Annotated in this window: 13 protein-coding genes; 3 read left to right on the top strand and 10 right to left on the bottom strand. The window is 73.6% G+C overall.

The window, feature by feature from the left end; genetic code table 11:
* Positions 1-41 precede the first annotated feature (41 nt).
* Complete coding sequence (locus ACF08W_RS27000; RefSeq protein ID WP_392280792.1) at positions 42-2,552, top strand: ATP-binding protein; 2,511 nt, start codon at positions 42-44, stop codon at positions 2,550-2,552.
* 47 nt (positions 2,553-2,599) lie between these two features.
* Here the strand turns inward: ACF08W_RS27000 and ACF08W_RS26995 are convergent, their stop codons facing one another.
* Positions 2,600-3,283 (bottom strand): 2-phosphosulfolactate phosphatase, encoded by a 684-nt coding sequence (locus ACF08W_RS26995; protein WP_385215128.1) that lies wholly within the window; start codon positions 3,281-3,283, stop codon positions 2,600-2,602.
* Positions 3,284-3,351: 68 nt separating this feature from the next.
* Positions 3,352-4,023 carry an endonuclease NucS gene (gene nucS / locus ACF08W_RS26990; RefSeq protein WP_352277210.1) on the bottom strand — a complete coding sequence of 224 codons (672 nt, stop codon included), beginning with the start codon at positions 4,021-4,023 and terminating at the stop codon, positions 3,352-3,354.
* 270 nt (positions 4,024-4,293) lie between these two features.
* Between nucS and ACF08W_RS26985 the strand changes: the two genes are divergently transcribed.
* Positions 4,294-4,686 carry an SCO5389 family protein gene (locus tag ACF08W_RS26985; RefSeq protein WP_352277212.1) on the top strand — a complete coding sequence of 131 codons (393 nt, stop codon included), beginning with the start codon at positions 4,294-4,296 and terminating at the stop codon, positions 4,684-4,686.
* Between the two features lie 108 nt (positions 4,687-4,794).
* Here ACF08W_RS26985 and ACF08W_RS26980 read toward each other — a convergent pair whose 3' ends face one another.
* Complete coding sequence (locus tag ACF08W_RS26980; protein WP_392280791.1) at positions 4,795-5,838, bottom strand: LLM class flavin-dependent oxidoreductase; 1,044 nt, start codon at positions 5,836-5,838, stop codon at positions 4,795-4,797.
* Between the two features lie 211 nt (positions 5,839-6,049).
* On the opposite strand from ACF08W_RS26980, the gene ACF08W_RS26975 reads away from it, so the two are divergent.
* Positions 6,050-6,379 (top strand): ATP/GTP-binding protein, encoded by a 330-nt coding sequence (locus ACF08W_RS26975; RefSeq protein ID WP_352277215.1) that lies wholly within the window; start codon positions 6,050-6,052, stop codon positions 6,377-6,379.
* A 7-nt stretch (positions 6,380-6,386) separates the two neighbouring features.
* Here ACF08W_RS26975 and ACF08W_RS26970 read toward each other — a convergent pair whose 3' ends face one another.
* From ACF08W_RS26970 to mce, 7 genes are all read right to left on the bottom strand, one after another.
* The gene (locus tag ACF08W_RS26970; RefSeq protein WP_385215135.1) at positions 6,387-7,229 is read right to left on the bottom strand and encodes an ABC transporter permease subunit; all 843 of its coding nucleotides are present in this window, start codon (positions 7,227-7,229) and stop codon (positions 6,387-6,389) included.
* A complete protein-coding gene (locus ACF08W_RS26965) occupies positions 7,226-8,359 on the bottom strand; it encodes an ATP-binding cassette domain-containing protein (protein ID WP_392280790.1) in 1,134 nt (377 codons plus the stop codon). Before ACF08W_RS26965 ends, ACF08W_RS26970 begins: the two co-directional genes overlap by 4 nt.
* A 139-nt stretch (positions 8,360-8,498) precedes the next feature.
* Positions 8,499-9,278 (bottom strand): ABC transporter permease, encoded by a 780-nt coding sequence (locus ACF08W_RS26960; protein WP_385215141.1) that lies wholly within the window; start codon positions 9,276-9,278, stop codon positions 8,499-8,501.
* 5 nt (positions 9,279-9,283) lie between these two features.
* A complete protein-coding gene (locus ACF08W_RS26955) occupies positions 9,284-10,285 on the bottom strand; it encodes an ABC transporter ATP-binding protein (RefSeq protein ID WP_385215144.1) in 1,002 nt (333 codons plus the stop codon).
* Between the two features lie 81 nt (positions 10,286-10,366).
* Entirely contained in the window at positions 10,367-11,305 is a 939-nt protein-coding gene (locus ACF08W_RS26950) for a cellulose-binding protein (protein ID WP_352277224.1), read from the bottom strand.
* A 181-nt stretch (positions 11,306-11,486) separates the two neighbouring features.
* On the bottom strand, positions 11,487-15,311 hold the full coding sequence (gene scy, locus ACF08W_RS26945) for a polarized growth protein Scy (protein ID WP_392280789.1): 3,825 nt from the start codon (positions 15,309-15,311) through the stop codon (positions 11,487-11,489).
* Positions 15,312-15,543: 232 nt separating this feature from the next.
* Positions 15,544-15,972 carry a methylmalonyl-CoA epimerase gene (gene mce, locus ACF08W_RS26940; protein ID WP_352277228.1) on the bottom strand — a complete coding sequence of 143 codons (429 nt, stop codon included), beginning with the start codon at positions 15,970-15,972 and terminating at the stop codon, positions 15,544-15,546.
* Positions 15,973-16,044: the final 72 nt, after the last annotated feature.

Below are 16,044 nucleotides of genomic sequence, written 5' to 3'. Positions count from 1 at the left end.
GGAGGGGCAATCGTGCGCGACGCGTCTGGGGGCTTTCGTCGATGGATTCGACACACCGGGGACCGGAACTGTACGGCCGGGACGACGACGGCCCCGGTACGGCCGCCGGGCCCCGCCGGCCGGTCCGCGGCCAGCTGACCCCGGACCCCGGGCGGCCCGCGCCGCCGCAGGCCCGGACCGTGCGGCTCATATCGGGCGACTACCTCCTCACCGTCAACCCGGTCGACGGCAGCGAGATCGAGCTCTGCCCGCCCGGTGAACACCCCGGCCCGCCCGCCCGGCGCACCGAGGCCGGCCGCGCCGGCCGGGAGCGCGCCGCCGCGCCGCCCGTGCCCCCGGGCCCGCCCGCCCCGCAGCTCCCCCTCCTGGAGCGCACCCGGGAGCGCGAGCGGCTCGTCCGGCTGCTCACCCAGGGCCGCTCGGTACGGCTCACCGGACCCGGCGGCTCCGGCCGTACGGCCCTGCTGGACGCCGTGGCGGCCGACTGCGCCGGACTCGCCCCCGACGGCGTCGTACGCCTCAGCGGCTACAAGCGCACCGCCGCCGACCTCCTGTACGGCCTCTTCGAGGCGGTCCACGACGCACCGGACCACCGCCCCGACCGGGCCCAGCTGCTCGACGCGGTCCGCCGCATCGGCGCCGTCGTCGTCCTCGACGACCTGGAGTTCGGCGGCACGGCCCTGGAGGAGCTGCTCGACGCCACCCCGGAGTGCGCCTTCCTGTTCGCGACGGTGCCCGACGTCGCCGCGCCCACCACGGACTCCCAGCTCGAAGAGGTCTTCCTCGCGGGCCTCGGCCGCGGCGCCTGCCTCGACCTGCTGGAGCGGGCCGTCGAGCGCCCGCTCACCGAGGAGGAACGGAACTGGGCGGGCGACCTCCGGTTCGAGTCCGAGGGGCTGCCGCTCCGCTTCGTCCAGGCCGCGGCCCTGCTGCGCCAGCGCGACCTGCTGCGCGCCGACGCAGGGGCGTACGACACCGAGGACGGCCCGGCGCAGGACGTCCCGTTCGGCCACGACCCGGCCGTCGACGGCGTCCACGTACCGCTGCCCAGCCTGGGGGAGGGGGCGGCCCCGGCCGCCCTGCTCGCCTCCCGGCTCAGCGAGGCCGCCCGCGAGACCCTGCGCTTCGCGGTGGCGCTCGGCGGCGAGGTGCCGCACCAGGCGCATCTCCCGGCACTCGTCGGGGACACCCACGCGGATGCCGCGCTCGGCGAGCTGGCCGGCTGCGGGCTGCTCTCCCCGGCCGGATCCCGCTACCGGCTGGCCGCCGGGGTGGTGACCCAGCTGGAGGCCGCCGGATACGGCGAGGGCGCCACCGAGCGCGCCCGGACCGCGGCCCAGCACTACGCCTGGTGGGCCGGGCACCCCTCGGTCACCCCCGAGCGGGTGACGGCCGAGGGCGACGCGGTCCTCGCCGCGATGGCCCAACTGGTCCCCGGCGACGGCGCCGGACAGGCCAGCGTGGCCGTGCTGCTGGCCCGCAGCGCCGCCCCGGCCTTCGCGGCGGGGCTGCACTGGGGCGCCTGGGAGCGGGCGCTGCGGATCGGTCAGGAGGCCGCCCGGATCGCCGGGGAGGTCGCCGAGGAGGCGTACCTCCACCACGAACTGGGCGTGCTCGCCCTCCTCACCGGCAACCCGGACCGGGCCAGGGCCGAGCTGGAGACCTCGATCGGCATGCGCGGGGCGCTGGCCGACAAGTCCGGCGCCGTCGCCGGGCGCCGCGCCCTCGCCCTGGTCGCGGACCGGGCCGGCGGCGCGCTGCCGGCGAGCCTCGCCCCGCCGGAGGGGGAGCTCCCGGCCGCCGTCACGGCCCCGCTGCCCGCCCTCACCCCCCGCACGGACGAACCGGTCACCCGCGCGGTGCCGGTGGCGTCGCGGCCCGCGCCCGGCCCGTACGGGACCACCGCCGCCCTGCCGCAGCACGGCGGCACCCCCAAGGCCCCAGCCGGGGCCGCTCGGGGCGGCTCGGCGCTGCTCGCCGGAGCCCGCCGCAACCTGGTCGCCACCCTCGCGGGCATCCTGCTGACCGGGGTGCTCGGCACCGTGGTGACGCTGGGCCTGACCTCCGGCGACGACGACGTACCGGGCCACAAGGACATCGTGACCGAGCAGACGCAGGGCCAGGAGGAGGACGAGGACGAGAGCCCGGCCGACGGCCCGGCGGACGGCTCCACGCCCGGCGGCCCGCGGTCGGACAACGGCATGACGCCCGGCCCGTCCGACAGCGGCCCCACCCCGAGCGGCAGCACCGACCCGTCCGGCGACCCGGACGGACCGAGCGGCAGCGCCTCGTCGGACGCCCCCTCCAGCACCGGGCCGTCCTCGCCCCGGCCGACCGGGACGCAGAGCGGCACGAAGTCCTCCCCGCCGCCGAAGCCGACGAAGTCACCGAAGCCGACCCCCACGGAGACGGAGTCCGACTCACCGACCCCCTCCGACACGGCCACCGACCCCGGCCCCACCGAGCCGGACACCTCCGACTCGGCGAGCGGCCCCTCCGCCACGTCCACCTCGGCGTCGGCGGGCGGGGACGACGGCCCGGAGATCGTCTGAGGGCCGTCCCGGCGATCCCCGGCGGACGCGGGACCACGGGACGGTTCTCAGGGATTTCCGTCGTACCGGCGGAGGACCATCAGCGCGTCCTCCTCCGCCGCCACCATGGCGAAGGGGAACCGGTCGAGCTCCAGGCAGAGGGCGACGTCGTCGGGGTGGCTGCCCCGGCGCACGCCCTGTGTCAGCTCGGCGGCGGCGCGCGAGGCGGCGGCGCGGCGGAGGTACCCGGCCGGGTCCGGTGAACCCCCTGCGGCCCGTCCGGCGATGTACTGGGCGCAGGCGAGGTCCTCGTCGGCCCGCCCGTCCTCGCCGGTGACCACGTACGTGACCTCGTCAGGGGCGCGCTCCCGCAGCACCCGGGCGGTCGCCTCCGCGACCACGAAACCGGCGCACAGCACCAGCGACGCGTCCCGCACGGCGAGGGCACCGACCGTCCCGGCCGTGGTCTTCTGCACGACGGTCCGCCCGCCGAGGTCGGCGGAGCGGAGCTGTCCGGGGGAGTTGACCAGGTCGAAGCCGGGTGCGGGCGGGCCGTCCTTGAGCGCCGCCCAGCCCGGGTGGCGGGCCTTGAGCGCCAGCGCCTCGTCCAGCGTGCCGGTGAGCACGATCCTCTCGGCCCCCCGGGCGAAGGCCCAGGCGGCCACGGTGCAGGCGCGCATGACGTCGACGACGACCGCCACGGACGGGGCTTCGGTGGTCAGTTCGGGTATGCCGAGGAAACGGGGATCCATCCGGGCATGATGATCCACGCCCGCCCCGGAAGGGAACGGGCGTGGAGAGCGCGGCCGGGTCCGAAGGGTCAGAACAGACGCAGCTTGTCGTCCTCGATGCCGCGCAGGGCGTCGTAGTCGAGCACGACGCAGCCGATGCCGCGGTCCGTCGCCAGCACCCGCGCCTGCGGCTTGATCTCCTGCGCCGCGAAGATGCCGCGCACCGGGGCGAGATGGGGATCGCGGTTGAGCAGCTCCAGATAACGGGTCAGCTGCTCCACGCCGTCGATGTCGCCGCGCCGCTTCAGCTCCACGGCCACGGTCCGGCCGTCGGCGTCCCGGCACAGGATGTCGACCGGGCCGATGGCGGTGAAGTACTCCCGGCGGATCAGGGTGTAGCCCTCGCCGAGGGTCTCGATCCGGTCGGCGAGCAGCTCCTGCAGGTGCGCCTCCACGCCGTCCTTGATGAGACCGGGGTCCACCCCCAGTTCGTGGGACGAGTCGTGGAGGACTTCCTCCATTGTGATGATCAGTTTCTCGCCCGCCTTGTTCACCACGGTCCAGACACCCGCGCTGTCGCCGGTGCCTTCCTTGAGGGTGCAGGGCGGCGACATCCAGTTGAGTGGTTTGTACGCCCTGTCGTCGGCGTGGATCGAGACGCTCCCGTCCGCCTTCACCAGGATCAGACGGGGAGCGGAGGGCAGGTGGGCCGTGAGACGGCCGGCGTAGTCCACGGAACAGCGGGCGATGACGAGACGCATGGTCGGCAACGCTACTCGACGAGAGGGGCTCCACGCGATTCTCCCCCGTCACACCCGCATCTGTGGTCACCGCTGTGCGGGGCCCTTCGGGGTTGCCCCCCTTTGGGTGCCTTCGCTGATGGCCGGTTGTGTTCCCAATCTCCTGGTGCGGGCCGGACTGCACCCTTACCGTGGAAGCAGGAGGTCGTCGCGCGTGTACGGTGCGTCGCCGCTCTCCGTCCCAGCCCGTAAGGCCCCGGCCCGGCGCCGGGGTCGCGAGAGGAGAACCCCATGTCGCTCGACGTCTCACCGGCGCTGTTGGAACAGGCCGAGCGAGGCGAGGTCGACGAAGCCGACTTCGTCGACTGCGTCCGGACCTCCCTGCCCTACGCATGGGAGATGATCAGTTCGTTGGTGGCCCAACTGAAGGTGGACGGCGGAGAGTTCGCCGACAACCAGACGCCGCCGCCCAACGAGCAGGCGCGCGGTCAGCTGCTGCGCGCCCTTGCGAGCGACGCGATCCGGGGTGCGCTCCAGCGGCACTTCGGGGTGCGTCTGGCGTTCCAGAACTGCCACCGCGTGGCGGTGTTCCCGCTGGACGCCTCGTCCGACGAGCGGCTGGCCCGGTTCACCTCGGTGCGCGGCCAGCTGCTCAACCAGTCGCCGGAGCTGCGGGACTGCTGACGGCGGCTGCCGTTCCGGGCCGCGGTGGCGCGACCGGTTCCGGGGCGGCAGCTCCGTACCCGCGGTGGACCGCGGCCTCCGGGAAAGGCGTGCCCTGTCTCCGGTGTGTCAGGTGAGCAGCGGGAGCACTTCGGTGCCCAGTCGCGTCACGTTCTCCTCCGTGCCCGCCAGCTCTCCCGAGCCCTCCGTCAGCAGCGCGAACCGGGTGATGCCGGTGCGCTCGGCGGTGGCGGCGAGCCGGTCGGCGGCGAGGCGCGGCGGGCCCACCGGGTGCAGCCCGCACAGCAGCTCCGTGTACGCGACCGGATCACGCATCACCCGGTGCCGGCCGTCGACCGTCACATGCGCGGCCAGCCCCTGCCGCAGCCAGCCGGGCATCGCCTTCACCAGCGTCTCCACCGCCTCCTCGGGGCGGTCGGCGATCTGGGCCACCCCGGCGGAGACGTGCCCCGCCGACCGGACGTGCTCGGGCGGATGGCCCGCGGCGAGCGCGGTGGAGCGCCAGAGCGCGACCATGTCCGCCTTCTCCTGGTCTCCGCAGTGCATCCCGAGCAGCATCGGCAGACCCCGCTCGGCGGCGAGCCGGACCGTCCCCGGCGAGGTGCACGCGACGATCACCTCGGGGCCGTCGCAGGCCGCCGCCCCGTCGCCGACGAGGAGCTCGTCGGGGCGGGGAACCACGGCGACCTCGCGGAAGGCGTACCGCTCGCCGCGCCCCGCCACCCGGGGTTCGCGCAGCCAGTCCAGCAGCAGCCCCAGCGACTCCGGGAAGCCCTTCTCGTACGCCTCCAGCCCGCCGCCGAACACCTCCAGGTCCACCCAGGGACCGCCCCGGCCGACGCCGAGGCTGAACCGGCCGCCGCTGGTGAGGTGGAGCAGCGCGGCCTGCTCGCCCAGCGCCACCGGGTGCTGGGTCGGCAGCACGCTCACCGCCGTGCCCACCCGGATCCTGCGGGTCCGGCCGAGCAGCAGCCCGGCCAGCGTCACGGCGGACGGGCAGGCCCCGTACGGCACGAAGTGGTGCTCCGCCAGCCAGACCGCATCGAGCCCGGACTCCTCCGCGACCTCGGCGGACCGGACCGCGCGGTGCAGTGCCTCCGCCGCCCCCTGGCCCGGAAACTGGGCCGCCAGTACGAACGTTCCCACGCGCATCGCCTATTGCCTCCTTGCGGCCGACGCGGCTCTCCCCTGTAGAGCAACAACGTCCGACACGTGCCAAGGGCACGGGCCTGGGGCAAGTTGTTGCGATTTTCCGGTAACTCACCCTCTTCGGTGGGGGCGGCCGTGCGGTGCGGGGACCGGGGTCCGCCGAATGGCCCTACGCTGGACGGGACCCGTCCGGACTGCCCCGAGAGGTGTACACGTGTCCCCGCGCCGCAACCGCCCCCGAGGCGGCGAGAGTCCCCACGAGAGCATGCCGGAGCCGGGTGCCCGGTACGGCGGCGGCGGGCGGGCCGAGGAGTGGCAGGGCGAGCAGTGGTCGGTCCGTCCGGTCAGCGGGGCGAGCGCGGCGGGCAAGCGCTACCGCTGCCCCGGCTGCGACCAGGAGATCCCGCCCGGCACCCCGCATCTGGTGGCCTGGTCCGAGTACGCGGGGATCGACGACCGCCGGCACTGGCACAAGGCCTGCTGGAACGCGAAGGACCGCCGCACCACACAGGTGCAGCGGTCCCGGAACGCGCCTCGCTACTGAGGCCGGTTCACACGTCCCGGCGGTCCAGCGAGAGGAACGCGAAGAACAGCGCCACGGCCGTGACGCCGAGCATGATCCAGACCGGCTCCCAGCCGGACGGCCCGGACGTGGTGGGCGCGGTCTCGTAGAGGACGCTGAGCTGGCTGGGGATCGAGTACTCGAAGAGCCACATCCGCAGGTCCTCGAGGGACTGCGAGAGCATGAACATGGCCAGCACCAGCGGCAGCAGCACCACACCGATCATGATGGTGATCGCCCCGGCGGAGTGCCGGACGAGGGCGCCGACCGCGAGCGAGAGCAGCCCCAGCGTCGCGATGTAGAGGCCGACCCCGACGGTCGCGCTCAGCCACTGGGAGCCGTCGGCGTCCGCCCCGCCGATGATCGCGGTCTGCAGCATCGCGACCACCGCCGTGGTCACGGTCGTGACCACGAAGGTCAGCAGGAAGAAGACGATCGACTTCGCGGCGAGGACCCGGGCGCGGCTGGGGCAGGCCGTCAGCGTCGTACGGATCATGCCCGTGCCGTACTCCGACGCGATGGTCAGCACCCCGAGCGTGATCACGCAGAGCGAGCCCAGCAGCACTCCGAAGAAGCCGAAGCTGAGCACCGGGGTCGATTCGAGGCCGGCGCCGGTCGCGTTCACGGCGACGGCGGCCAGCACCCCGATCCCGACGAGCAGCACGATCATCACCCCGAGCGTCCACATCGTGGAGCGCACCGAGCGGATCTTGGTCCACTCGGAGGCGAGCGCGTCGCCGAGGGTCGCCGCGCGAACCGGGATCGGCGAGACGAAGGCGGGCTGCTGCCCGTGGTGCGGGGACGGTGCCTGCGGGATCGGCGGCGTGCTCATCGGGCGTCCTCGCTGGTGTCGTGCGTGGTCAGGTCTGCGGTGGGCCGGGCCGGGGGCGCCGCGTACGGGTTCTGGCCGGGCGGCGGCGGGGCGTACCAGTTCTGCTGCGGTGCCTCGGGGACGGGCTGCTGCCCGTGGCCGTCCGGGTGGCCGGGCTGTCCGTAGCCCGGCTGTCCGGGCTCCTGCGGGGGCACGAGACCGGCCTTCTGGTCGGCCGTCGAGCGGTAGTCGACGACCGACTGGGTCATCCGCATGTACGCCTCCTCCAGCGACGCCTGGTGCGGCGACAGCTCCCACAGCCGGACGTCCGCCCCGTGCGCCACGTCGCTGATCCGGGGGAGCGGCAGCCCGGTGACCCGCAGCCCGCCGTCCGGCTCCGACAGCACCTGCCCGCCCGCCCCGGTCAGGGCGGCGATCAGCTTCTCGCGCTCCTCGGCGGGGCCGTCGGCGACCCGGACCCGGGCGAAGTCGGCCGAGTTCGCCGAGATGAACTCCTTGACGTCCATGTCGGCGAGCAGCTGGCCCCGGCCGATCACGATCAGATGGTCGGCGGTGAGCGCCATCTCGCTCATGAGGTGGCTGGAGACGAAGACCGTGCGGCCCTCGGCCGCCAGCATCTTCATCAGGTTGCGGACCCAGAGGATGCCCTCGGGGTCCAGGCCGTTGACGGGCTCGTCGAAGAGCAGGACCTGCGGGTCGCCGAGGAGCGCCGCCGCGATGCCGAGCCGCTGCCCCATGCCGAGCGAGAAGCCGCTGGACCGCCTGCGGGCCACGTCCTGGAGCCCGACGACACCGAGCACCTCGTCGACCCGGGCGGCCGGGATTCCGGCGAGCTGGGCGAGCGAGAGCAGGTGGTTACGGGCGCTGCGCCCGCCGTGCACCGCCTTCGCGTCCAGCAGCGCACCCACCTGACGCGGGGCGTTCGGCAGGCTGCGGTAGGGGTGTCCACCGATCGTCACGCTGCCCGACGTCGGCCGGTCCAGGCCGAGGATCATGCGCATGGTGGTGGACTTGCCCGACCCGTTGGGACCGAGGAACCCGGTGACGGCCCCCGGCCGCACCTGGAAGGAAAGGTTGTGCACGGCCGTCTTGGCGCCATAGCGCTTCGTCAGGCCGACTGCCTCGATCATGCTTCAGCCCCATCGACTCAAACTCTGTCGTCGGGGCCCCGGCCGCGTGGCCGTACGCCCCCGTAAGAGTTAGGAGGATAACGAGCCGCTGACGGTTCCGGCCAAGCCGTTACACACGTGCGTCGATTCCAGGACGATCTCAGGCATCCCGCTTCCGCAGCACCAGGTAGCCGCCGACCAGCGCGGCCGCGACCCAGGCGAGCAGGATGCCGAACCCGCCCCACGGCCCGTACGGGGCCGGGGCGCTGCCCATGGCGTCGGGCACCACCTGCATGATCTTGGACCCCGCCTGGTCCGGGAAGTAGCGGGCGACCTTCTTCGCCCCCGGGACCACCGAGAGGATCTGGGACACCAGGAAGAAGAACGGCATCAGGATGCCGAGGGACAGCATGGAGCTGCGGAGCATCGTCGCCACCCCCATGGAGAAGATCCCGATCAGACCCATGTAGAGCCCGCCGCCGACCACCGCCCGCAGCACATGCTCCGCGCCGATGTCCGTGCGGTGGTCGCCGAGCAGCGCCTGCCCGAGGAAGAACGAGACGAAGCTGGTCGCGAGCCCCACCAGCAGCGCCAGCACCCCCGCCACCGCGACCTTGCTGAACAGGAACGCGCCACGCCGGGGCACCGCCGCCAGCGAGGTGCGGATCATGCCGGAGCTGTACTCCGTACCGACCACCAGCACCCCGAAGACGACCATCGCCAACTGGCCGAGGGTCATGCCGGAGAAGCTGATCAGCGTCGGGTCGAACGTGCCCCGCTCCAGCTCCGGGAGCTCGTTGAACTGGGCGTTCATCAGGGCGCAGAGCGCCGCGCCCATCGCGACGGTGACGACGAACGCCGAGATCAGCGTCCAGACGGTCGACGAGACCGTACGGATCTTGGTCCACTCGGAGGTCAGGACCGCGGGTACCGATGCCATCGTCGTCACGCTTCCTTGCCGTCGGCGGCCGGGCTGTCACCGGTCCGCGCGTTCCACTGGTCGCCCCACTGCGGGCCCTCGGGCGGTGGCGCCGTCATGTGGTCCGCGTGCGCGTGGTACTCCACGGAGCCCGCCGTCATCTGCATGAACGCGTCCTCCAGCGAGGCCCGCTGGCCGCTCAGCTCGTGCAGCGTGATCCGGTGCCGTGCGGCCAGCTCACCGAGCGCCTCGGTGGTGGCACCGTCGACCTCCAGCATCCCGCCGGTGGTCTCGACCACGACCAGCCCCTCCGCGTGCAGCACGTCCCGCAGCCGCTCCGGCTCCGGCGAGCGCAGCCGTACGTAACTGCGGGAGTTCTGCTGGATGAAGTCGGCCATCGACGTGTCCGCGAGCAGCTTCCCCTGGCCGATCACGATCAGATGGTCGGCGGTGAGCGCCATCTCGCTCATGAGGTGGCTGGAGACGAAGATCGTCCGGCCCTCCGCGGCGAGCGCCTTCATCAGATGGCGGATCCAGTGGATGCCCTCGGGGTCCAGGCCGTTGACGGGTTCGTCGAAGAGCAGGACCTGCGGGTCGCCGAGGAGCGCCGCCGCGATGCCGAGCCGCTGCCCCATGCCGAGCGAGAAGCCCTTCGACTTCTTCTTCGCCACCGCCGTCAGCCCCACGGTGTCCAGCACCTGCGCCACCCGGGCCTCCGGGATGCGGTTGCTCTGCGCGAGACAGAGCAGATTGTTGTACGCGCTGCGCCCGCCGTGCATCGACTTGGCGTCCAGCAGCGCCCCGATGTGCTTCAGGGGTTCGTCGAGCTGGTGGTAGGGCCTGCCGTCGATCCGTACCGAACCACTGGTCGGATTGTCGAGGTCGAGCATCATCCGCATCGTCGTGGACTTGCCCGCCCCGTTGGGTCCCAGAAAGCCCGTCACCATTCCGGGCTTCACCCGGAAGGAGAGTCGGTCGACGGCAACCTTGTTGCCGAAGCGTTTCGTGAGGCCATCGAGCTCGATCATGCGTTCACGCTAGAACGGCCGCGCGCCCGGCGCCACCACAAAGGCGGAACCGGGCGCGTTGAGAGGCGTGCTGCCGAAGGGTCAGCGGCCCTGCTGGGCCGGGACACCACGGGTGACCGGCTCGTCGTCGGCCGGAGCGCCTGCGGCGGCGACCGCGGCACCGGTCAGCGTGGCCAGCATCTCGCGGACGTTGGTCAGCTGGGCGTTGATCGAGTCGCGGCGGTTGGTGAGCGCCGCCAGCTCGCGCTCCGATTCGCTGCGGATCCGGTCGGCCTTGGCGTTCGCGTCGGCCACGATGTCCTCGGACTGGCGCTGCGCGGTCTCCACCGTCTGACGGGCCCGGCGCTCGGCGTCCGTACGGAGCTTCTCGGCCTCCAGGCGGAGCTGCTCGGCGCGGTGCTCGATCTCGGCGAGGCGCTTCTCGGCCTTGGCCTGACGGGACGCGAGGTCGCGCTCCGACTGGTCACGGCGCTTGGCCAGGTTGGTCTCGAAGTCCGCGGCGGCCTGGGCGGCCTTGGCGCGGGTCTCCTCGAAGAGGGCGTCCGCCTCCTCGCGCTTCTGCGCCGCGTCCTTCTGCGCCTCGGCGCGCAGCGAGCCGGCCTCACCCTTGGCCTTCTCGACGATCCGGACGCCCTCGTCCTCGGCCTTCGCCTTGCGCTCGGCGGCGAAGGTTTCGGCGTCGTTGCGCACCTGCTGGGCGGCGGACTCGGCGAGCTCGCGGTGCTGCTCGGCACCGCGACGGGCCTCCTCACGCAGGTCCTTCGCCTCCTCCTCGGCCAGCCGGAGGATCTTCTCGACACGGGCACCGAGACCGGCGTACGACGGCTCCGCGTCGCTCACCTGGGCCTGGGCGTTCTGCGTTTCGAGGTGGAGCTCCTCGATGCGCTTTTCCAGAGACGTGATGCGGGTCAGGGCACTATCACGGTCGGCGACGAGCTTGGTAATGCGGTCATCCACCTGACCGCGGTCGTATCCACGTCGGACGAGTTCGAAGCCGAAGGGGGAGGAAGGGTCGCTCATGGGGTTCCTGTCGGATGAGACCGGTGAGGTGTTATAGGGGGAATCCTAGGGGCCTGAACGGCGTGTCATCGAGTGGATGCCTTTTTGATCTGGAGAATGACACCTCTTTTGAGTGGCCGGCCCCGGCATCCCTTGCCACCCGGAGGGCGGAACGGTCCTGCCGGGGGCAGTTGAACATCCCTCAGCTCTCCGACGACTTGCCACCCGATCGAGTGGAGGAACCGGCTCCGGCCTTGACGCCGCCGGAGGAGCCGGTTCCCTTGCCGCCGCCCGCCGGGGTCTCGAAGGACTCCAGCGCCTCCAGGACGTCCTGGACGCGGGAGATCTCGGTGTTGATGTCCTCGCGGCGGCGCACCAGCAGATCCAGCTCGCGCCGGCCCTCGTCGACGATCCGCTTCGCCTCGGCCTCCGCGTCGGCGTGCAGCTTCTCGGCCTCGCGGACCAGCGTGGCCTTCTTCTGCTCGGCCTCCTTCAGCAGCGACTCGGCCCGCTTCACCGCGGCGATCCGGACCTTGCTCGCCTCCGAATTGGCGTCCGCCAGCAGCTCCTTGGCCTTGGCCGCCGCCTCGTCGCGCTGCTCCGTCGCCGCCTTCATCAGGTTGTCGACGCGCTCGCCCGCCGTCTTCATCTGCTCGGCGGTCTCCCGCCGGGCCCGGTCGTGCAGCTCCTCGATCTCGCCCTCCAGACGGGCCCGCAGCTCCTCGGCCCGCTCGCGGATCGCCGTGGCGTCCCGGCGCGCGCCGACCAGCAGCTCGTCCGCGTCCGTACGGGCCCGCTCCACCAGGGAGTTGCCCTCGACGGTCGCCTCCGACGTGATCCGCACGGCCTCCTTGCGGGCCGCGCCGACCATCGTGTCGGCCTGCTCCTCGGCCTCGGTGGCGACGCGCAGCGCCTCCTCGCGGGCCTTCTCGATGAGCTGGTCGGCCTGCTCGGCCGCGTCGGCCCGGCGCTTCGCCGCGGCCTCCCGCGCCTCGTCGAGCAGCCGGTCCGCCTCCTCGCGGGCCTCGGTGCGCAGTTGCTCGGCCGCCGCCTCCGCCTCGGTTCGGAGCCGCTCGGCCTCCTCGCGGGTACGGGCCGCGTGCTCCTGGGCCGAGCCGACGGTGGCCGCCGCCTCCGCCCGCATCCGCTCGGCCTCGTCCGCCGCCTCGCCCGACAGCCGGGCCGCCTGCTGGGTGGCCTCCTCGACCAGAGCGGCCGCCTGCTGCGTGGCCTCCTCGACGAGCCGGGTGGCCTCGCCGGTCGCCTCGCCGACCAGCCGGTCGGCCTGGGTCGCGGCGTCGGAACGCATCCGGTTGGCGTCCTCGCGGGCCTCGGCGCGGCTCCGCGAGGCGTCCTGCTCGGCCGAGGCCAGCGCGTCGGACGCCTCCGTACGCATCCGCTGGCTGTACTCGGCGGTGTCCGCCCGCAGCCGCTCCGACTCGGCGACCGCGTCGGCGACGGTCCGCTCGGCCGTGGCCCTCGCGGCGTCGGCCTGCTCCCGCGCCTCCTCGCGGATCCGGGCCGCGTCCTCACCGGCCCGGTCCCGCTCGGCGTGCGCGTCGGCGCGGACCCGGTCCGCCTCCTCCTGCGCCTCGGACTTCGTCCGCTCCGCGGCGTGCTCGGCGGCCGAGCGCAGCCCGGCGATCTCCGCCTCGGCCTGCTCCTGGAGCCCGCTGACCGAATCCCTTACCTGCTGGGCGGTCTGCTCCGCTGTCGAGACCAGCTCGGTCGCCCGGGCGTCCGCCTCCTCGACCAGGCGCTGCGCCTCGGCCTGTGCCTCCTCGACCCGCTTGCGGGCGGAGGCCAGCAGCTCCTCGCTCTGCTCGCGGGCGCGCTCGCGCTCCTGGTTCGCCTCGGCGCGCGCCGCGTCCAGGGTCTCGGTGGCCTCCCGGCGGCGCCGGTTCGCCTCCTCCTGCGCGGCGGCCAGCGCCTCGGCGGCCTCCGTGCCCACCCGTTCCGCCGCGGCCGCGGCCTCGGCGCGCAGCCGGTCCGCCGCCTCCTGGGCCTCGGTCTTGAGCCGCTCGGCCTCCGCCGCGGCCTCCGAACGCAGCCGTACGGCGACGGCCTCGCCCTCCGCCCGCGCCTGCGAGGCGTCCGAAGCCGCCTCGTCGCGCAGCCGCTCGGCCTCCGCCTCGGCCTGCTCGCGCAGCGCACGGGCGCGCTCGGCGGCCTCCGTGCGCAGCCGCTCGGTCTCCTCGCCGGTCTCCCGGCGCAGCTCCTCGGCCTCGGTACGGGCGTCGGTGAGCGTCTGCTCGGCGGTGGCGACCTTGGTCTCCGCCTCGGAGCGCAGCCGGGTCAGCTCCTCGGCCGCCTCCGACTGCCGGGCCGCGACCGCCCGCTCGGTCTCCTCGCGCAGCGCGGCCGCCGCCGCCTCGGCCGCGGCGGTGGTCGAGGCGGCCAGCTCCTCGGCCTCCTTGCGCACCTCCTCGGCCTCGGTACGGGCCCGCTCCAGGGCCTCCTCGGCCTGCTTGCGCAGCGCCCCGGCACGCTCGGCCGCCTCGGCGCGGACCCGCTCGCCCTCGGCGCCCGCCGTCGAGCGCAGCTCCTCCGCGTCCGCCTTCGCCTTGGCCAGCAGCTCCTCGGCGGTCTTCGCGCCCTCCTCGATCTGCTGGAGTGCCTCGCGGCGCGCCTCGCCGCGGATCCGCTCGCCCTCGGCGACCGCCTCGGAGCGCAGCTGCTCGGCCTCGCCGCGCAGCCGCCGCGCCTCCTCCTGGAGCTCGACCGTCTTGGCCCGGTACTCCTTGGTGTCGTCCTTGGCCGCGCCCTTGAGCTGGTCGGCCTGCTCGGCGGCCTCGCCGCGCAGCCGGTCCGCCTCGGCCTCGGCCTCGCGGCGGATCCGCTCGGCCTCCTCGCCCGCCGCGCGGGTGGTGGCCCGCGCGTCCTCGGACGCCTTGGTCAGCACCTCCTCGGCGCTCCGGGCGGCCTTGGCGAGCTGGGCCGCGGCATCCTCGGCGGCGGCGGTACGGGCCTTCTCGGCGGCCTCGGACTTCAGCCGGTCCGCCTCGGCGCGGGCGTCGGCGAGCGCCTGCTCGGCCTCCGCCTTCAGGGCCTCGGCCTCCTTGGTGGCCTCGCCGACCAGCCGGGCGATCTCCGACCGGGCGGTACGGGTGCGCTGGTCGTTCTCCGACTCGGCGGCGGCCAGCCGCTTGACGGCGGCCTCCTTCGCCTCGGCGGTGACCTTCTCGGCCGCCAGCCGCGCCTCGCGCAGCCGGGTCTCGGCCTCCTGCATGCGCTGCTCGGCCGCCCGGCCCAGCTCGGCGGTCCGCTGCCGGGTCTGCTCGGTCTCCGCCGTCGTCGACGTACGGAGCCGCTCCGCGTGGCTGGTGGCCTCGCGGGCCTGGGCGGAGGCGGTTTCGAGGAGCCGCTCGGCCTCCTTGCGGGCGCGCAGCAGGATCGTCTCGGCCTCGGCGCGGGCCGCCTGCGCCTCGGAGCCGACCCGCTGCCGGGTCTCCTCCGCGAGCCGGGCCGCCTCGGCGCGGGCCGACGCCAGGGACTGCTCGGCCTCCGCCCGGGACTCCTCCATCAGCCGGCGGGCCTGGGCCTCCGTACGGGCCCGCAGCTGCTCGGCCCAGGCGACGTTCTCGTTGACGTGCGACTCGACGGTCTGACGGCGCTCGGCCAGCTCCTGGTCGAGCTGCTGGCGCCGCTGCACGGCCTCGTTGTGCAGCTCGGCCTGGAGCCGTGCCTGGTGCTCGGCGTGCTCCTGGAGGATCCGCTGCGTCTGCGCCCGGGCCTCGCGCAGCTCCCGCTCCGCGTCGGTCCGGAGCTGGTCCGCCTGGACCTGCGCGTTGCGGAGCATCTGCTCGGCCTGGTAGCCGAGGTCCGCGCCGTCGTACGCGGGACGGCTCGCGAGATTGCGCCGAGCCTCGTGCAGCTTGGCGCGCAAGACCTCGACCTGGTAACCGAGGTCCTCGGCGTGCTGGACGGCCTTCTCCCGGTCGGTCTTCAGCCGGTCCATCTCGGCCTCGAACCGCGAGAGATGGTCGTCTTCAGCTCGGTGGCTCTCCTGGCGTTCGTAGCCCCGCACTGCGCGGTCCCATCCTTCCCCGAGCTCTCAACTTCTTCCCGAGCTCTCACCTTCGTTCGAGCAGGGGATGACCCATTGAGCAGGGAAGACCCCAACCCTGGTCGCAATGAGCACCGCTCGCCGGCGAGCGGTCCCCCGGGGAATGGTGACAGACAAACGACGAGGACGCGGCGCGGCCCCGATCCGGCCCCGGCCCGGAACCGCCCACTCTACCGGGCCAGGTATCCGGAGGTCAGTGCTCCGCTGCGGACGTGACCAGTTCGGTGAGGACCCCGTGGCAGTCCTTGGGGTGCAGGAAGGTGATCCTGGAGCCCATCGAGCCGGTCCTGGGCTCGTCGTACAGGACCCGGACGCCCTTGCCCCGGATCGCCTCGGCGTCCCCGTCGACGTCCGCGGTCCCGAAGGCGATGTGGTGGACGCCCTCGCCGTTCTTCGCCAGCCACTTGCCCACGGCCGAGTCCTCCCTGGTCGGCTCCAGGAGCTGGAGGTAGGAGGCGCCCCCGTCGGACGTATCGTTGATCTTGAGCATGGCCTCCCGTACGCCCTGCTCCTCGTTGACCTCCGAGTGGAAGACCTCGAAGCCGTACGTCGAACGGTAGAACTCGACGGTCCGGTCCAGGTCGAAACAGGCGATTCCGATGTGATCGATGCGCGTCAGCATGGAACCAGTGCAGCGCCGCGGAGACGGTTACGCAACGTGCGCGCCGTCACACCCGCTGCCGGATGACGGGCG

It is taken from the genome of Streptomyces sp. NPDC015144, from assembly GCF_043079735.1.
Classification (GTDB): Bacteria; Actinomycetota; Actinomycetes; order Streptomycetales; family Streptomycetaceae; genus Streptomyces.
Note: the sequence above shows the minus strand (reverse complement) of the source record. Positions and strands in the feature narration are given on the sequence as shown.

Coding starts and splice junctions, on each gene's coding strand:
- ACF08W_RS26980 (WP_392280791.1), bottom strand. CDS start 5,838: ATGCGCGTGGGAACGTTCGTACTGGCGGCCCAGTTTCCGGGCCAGGGG.
- ACF08W_RS26960 (WP_385215141.1), bottom strand. CDS start 9,278: ATGGCATCGGTACCCGCGGTCCTGACCTCCGAGTGGACCAAGATCCGT.
- ACF08W_RS27000 (WP_392280792.1), top strand. CDS start 42: ATGGATTCGACACACCGGGGACCGGAACTGTACGGCCGGGACGACGAC.
- ACF08W_RS26965 (WP_392280790.1), bottom strand. CDS start 8,359: ATGATCGAGGCAGTCGGCCTGACGAAGCGCTATGGCGCCAAGACGGCC.
- nucS (WP_352277210.1), bottom strand. CDS start 4,023: ATGCGTCTCGTCATCGCCCGCTGTTCCGTGGACTACGCCGGCCGTCTC.
- ACF08W_RS26985 (WP_352277212.1), top strand. CDS start 4,294: ATGTCGCTCGACGTCTCACCGGCGCTGTTGGAACAGGCCGAGCGAGGC.
- ACF08W_RS26970 (WP_385215135.1), bottom strand. CDS start 7,229: ATGAGCACGCCGCCGATCCCGCAGGCACCGTCCCCGCACCACGGGCAG.
- ACF08W_RS26950 (WP_352277224.1), bottom strand. CDS start 11,305: ATGAGCGACCCTTCCTCCCCCTTCGGCTTCGAACTCGTCCGACGTGGA.
- ACF08W_RS26955 (WP_385215144.1), bottom strand. CDS start 10,285: ATGATCGAGCTCGATGGCCTCACGAAACGCTTCGGCAACAAGGTTGCC.
- mce (WP_352277228.1), bottom strand. CDS start 15,972: ATGCTGACGCGCATCGATCACATCGGAATCGCCTGTTTCGACCTGGAC.
- ACF08W_RS26995 (WP_385215128.1), bottom strand. CDS start 3,283: ATGGATCCCCGTTTCCTCGGCATACCCGAACTGACCACCGAAGCCCCG.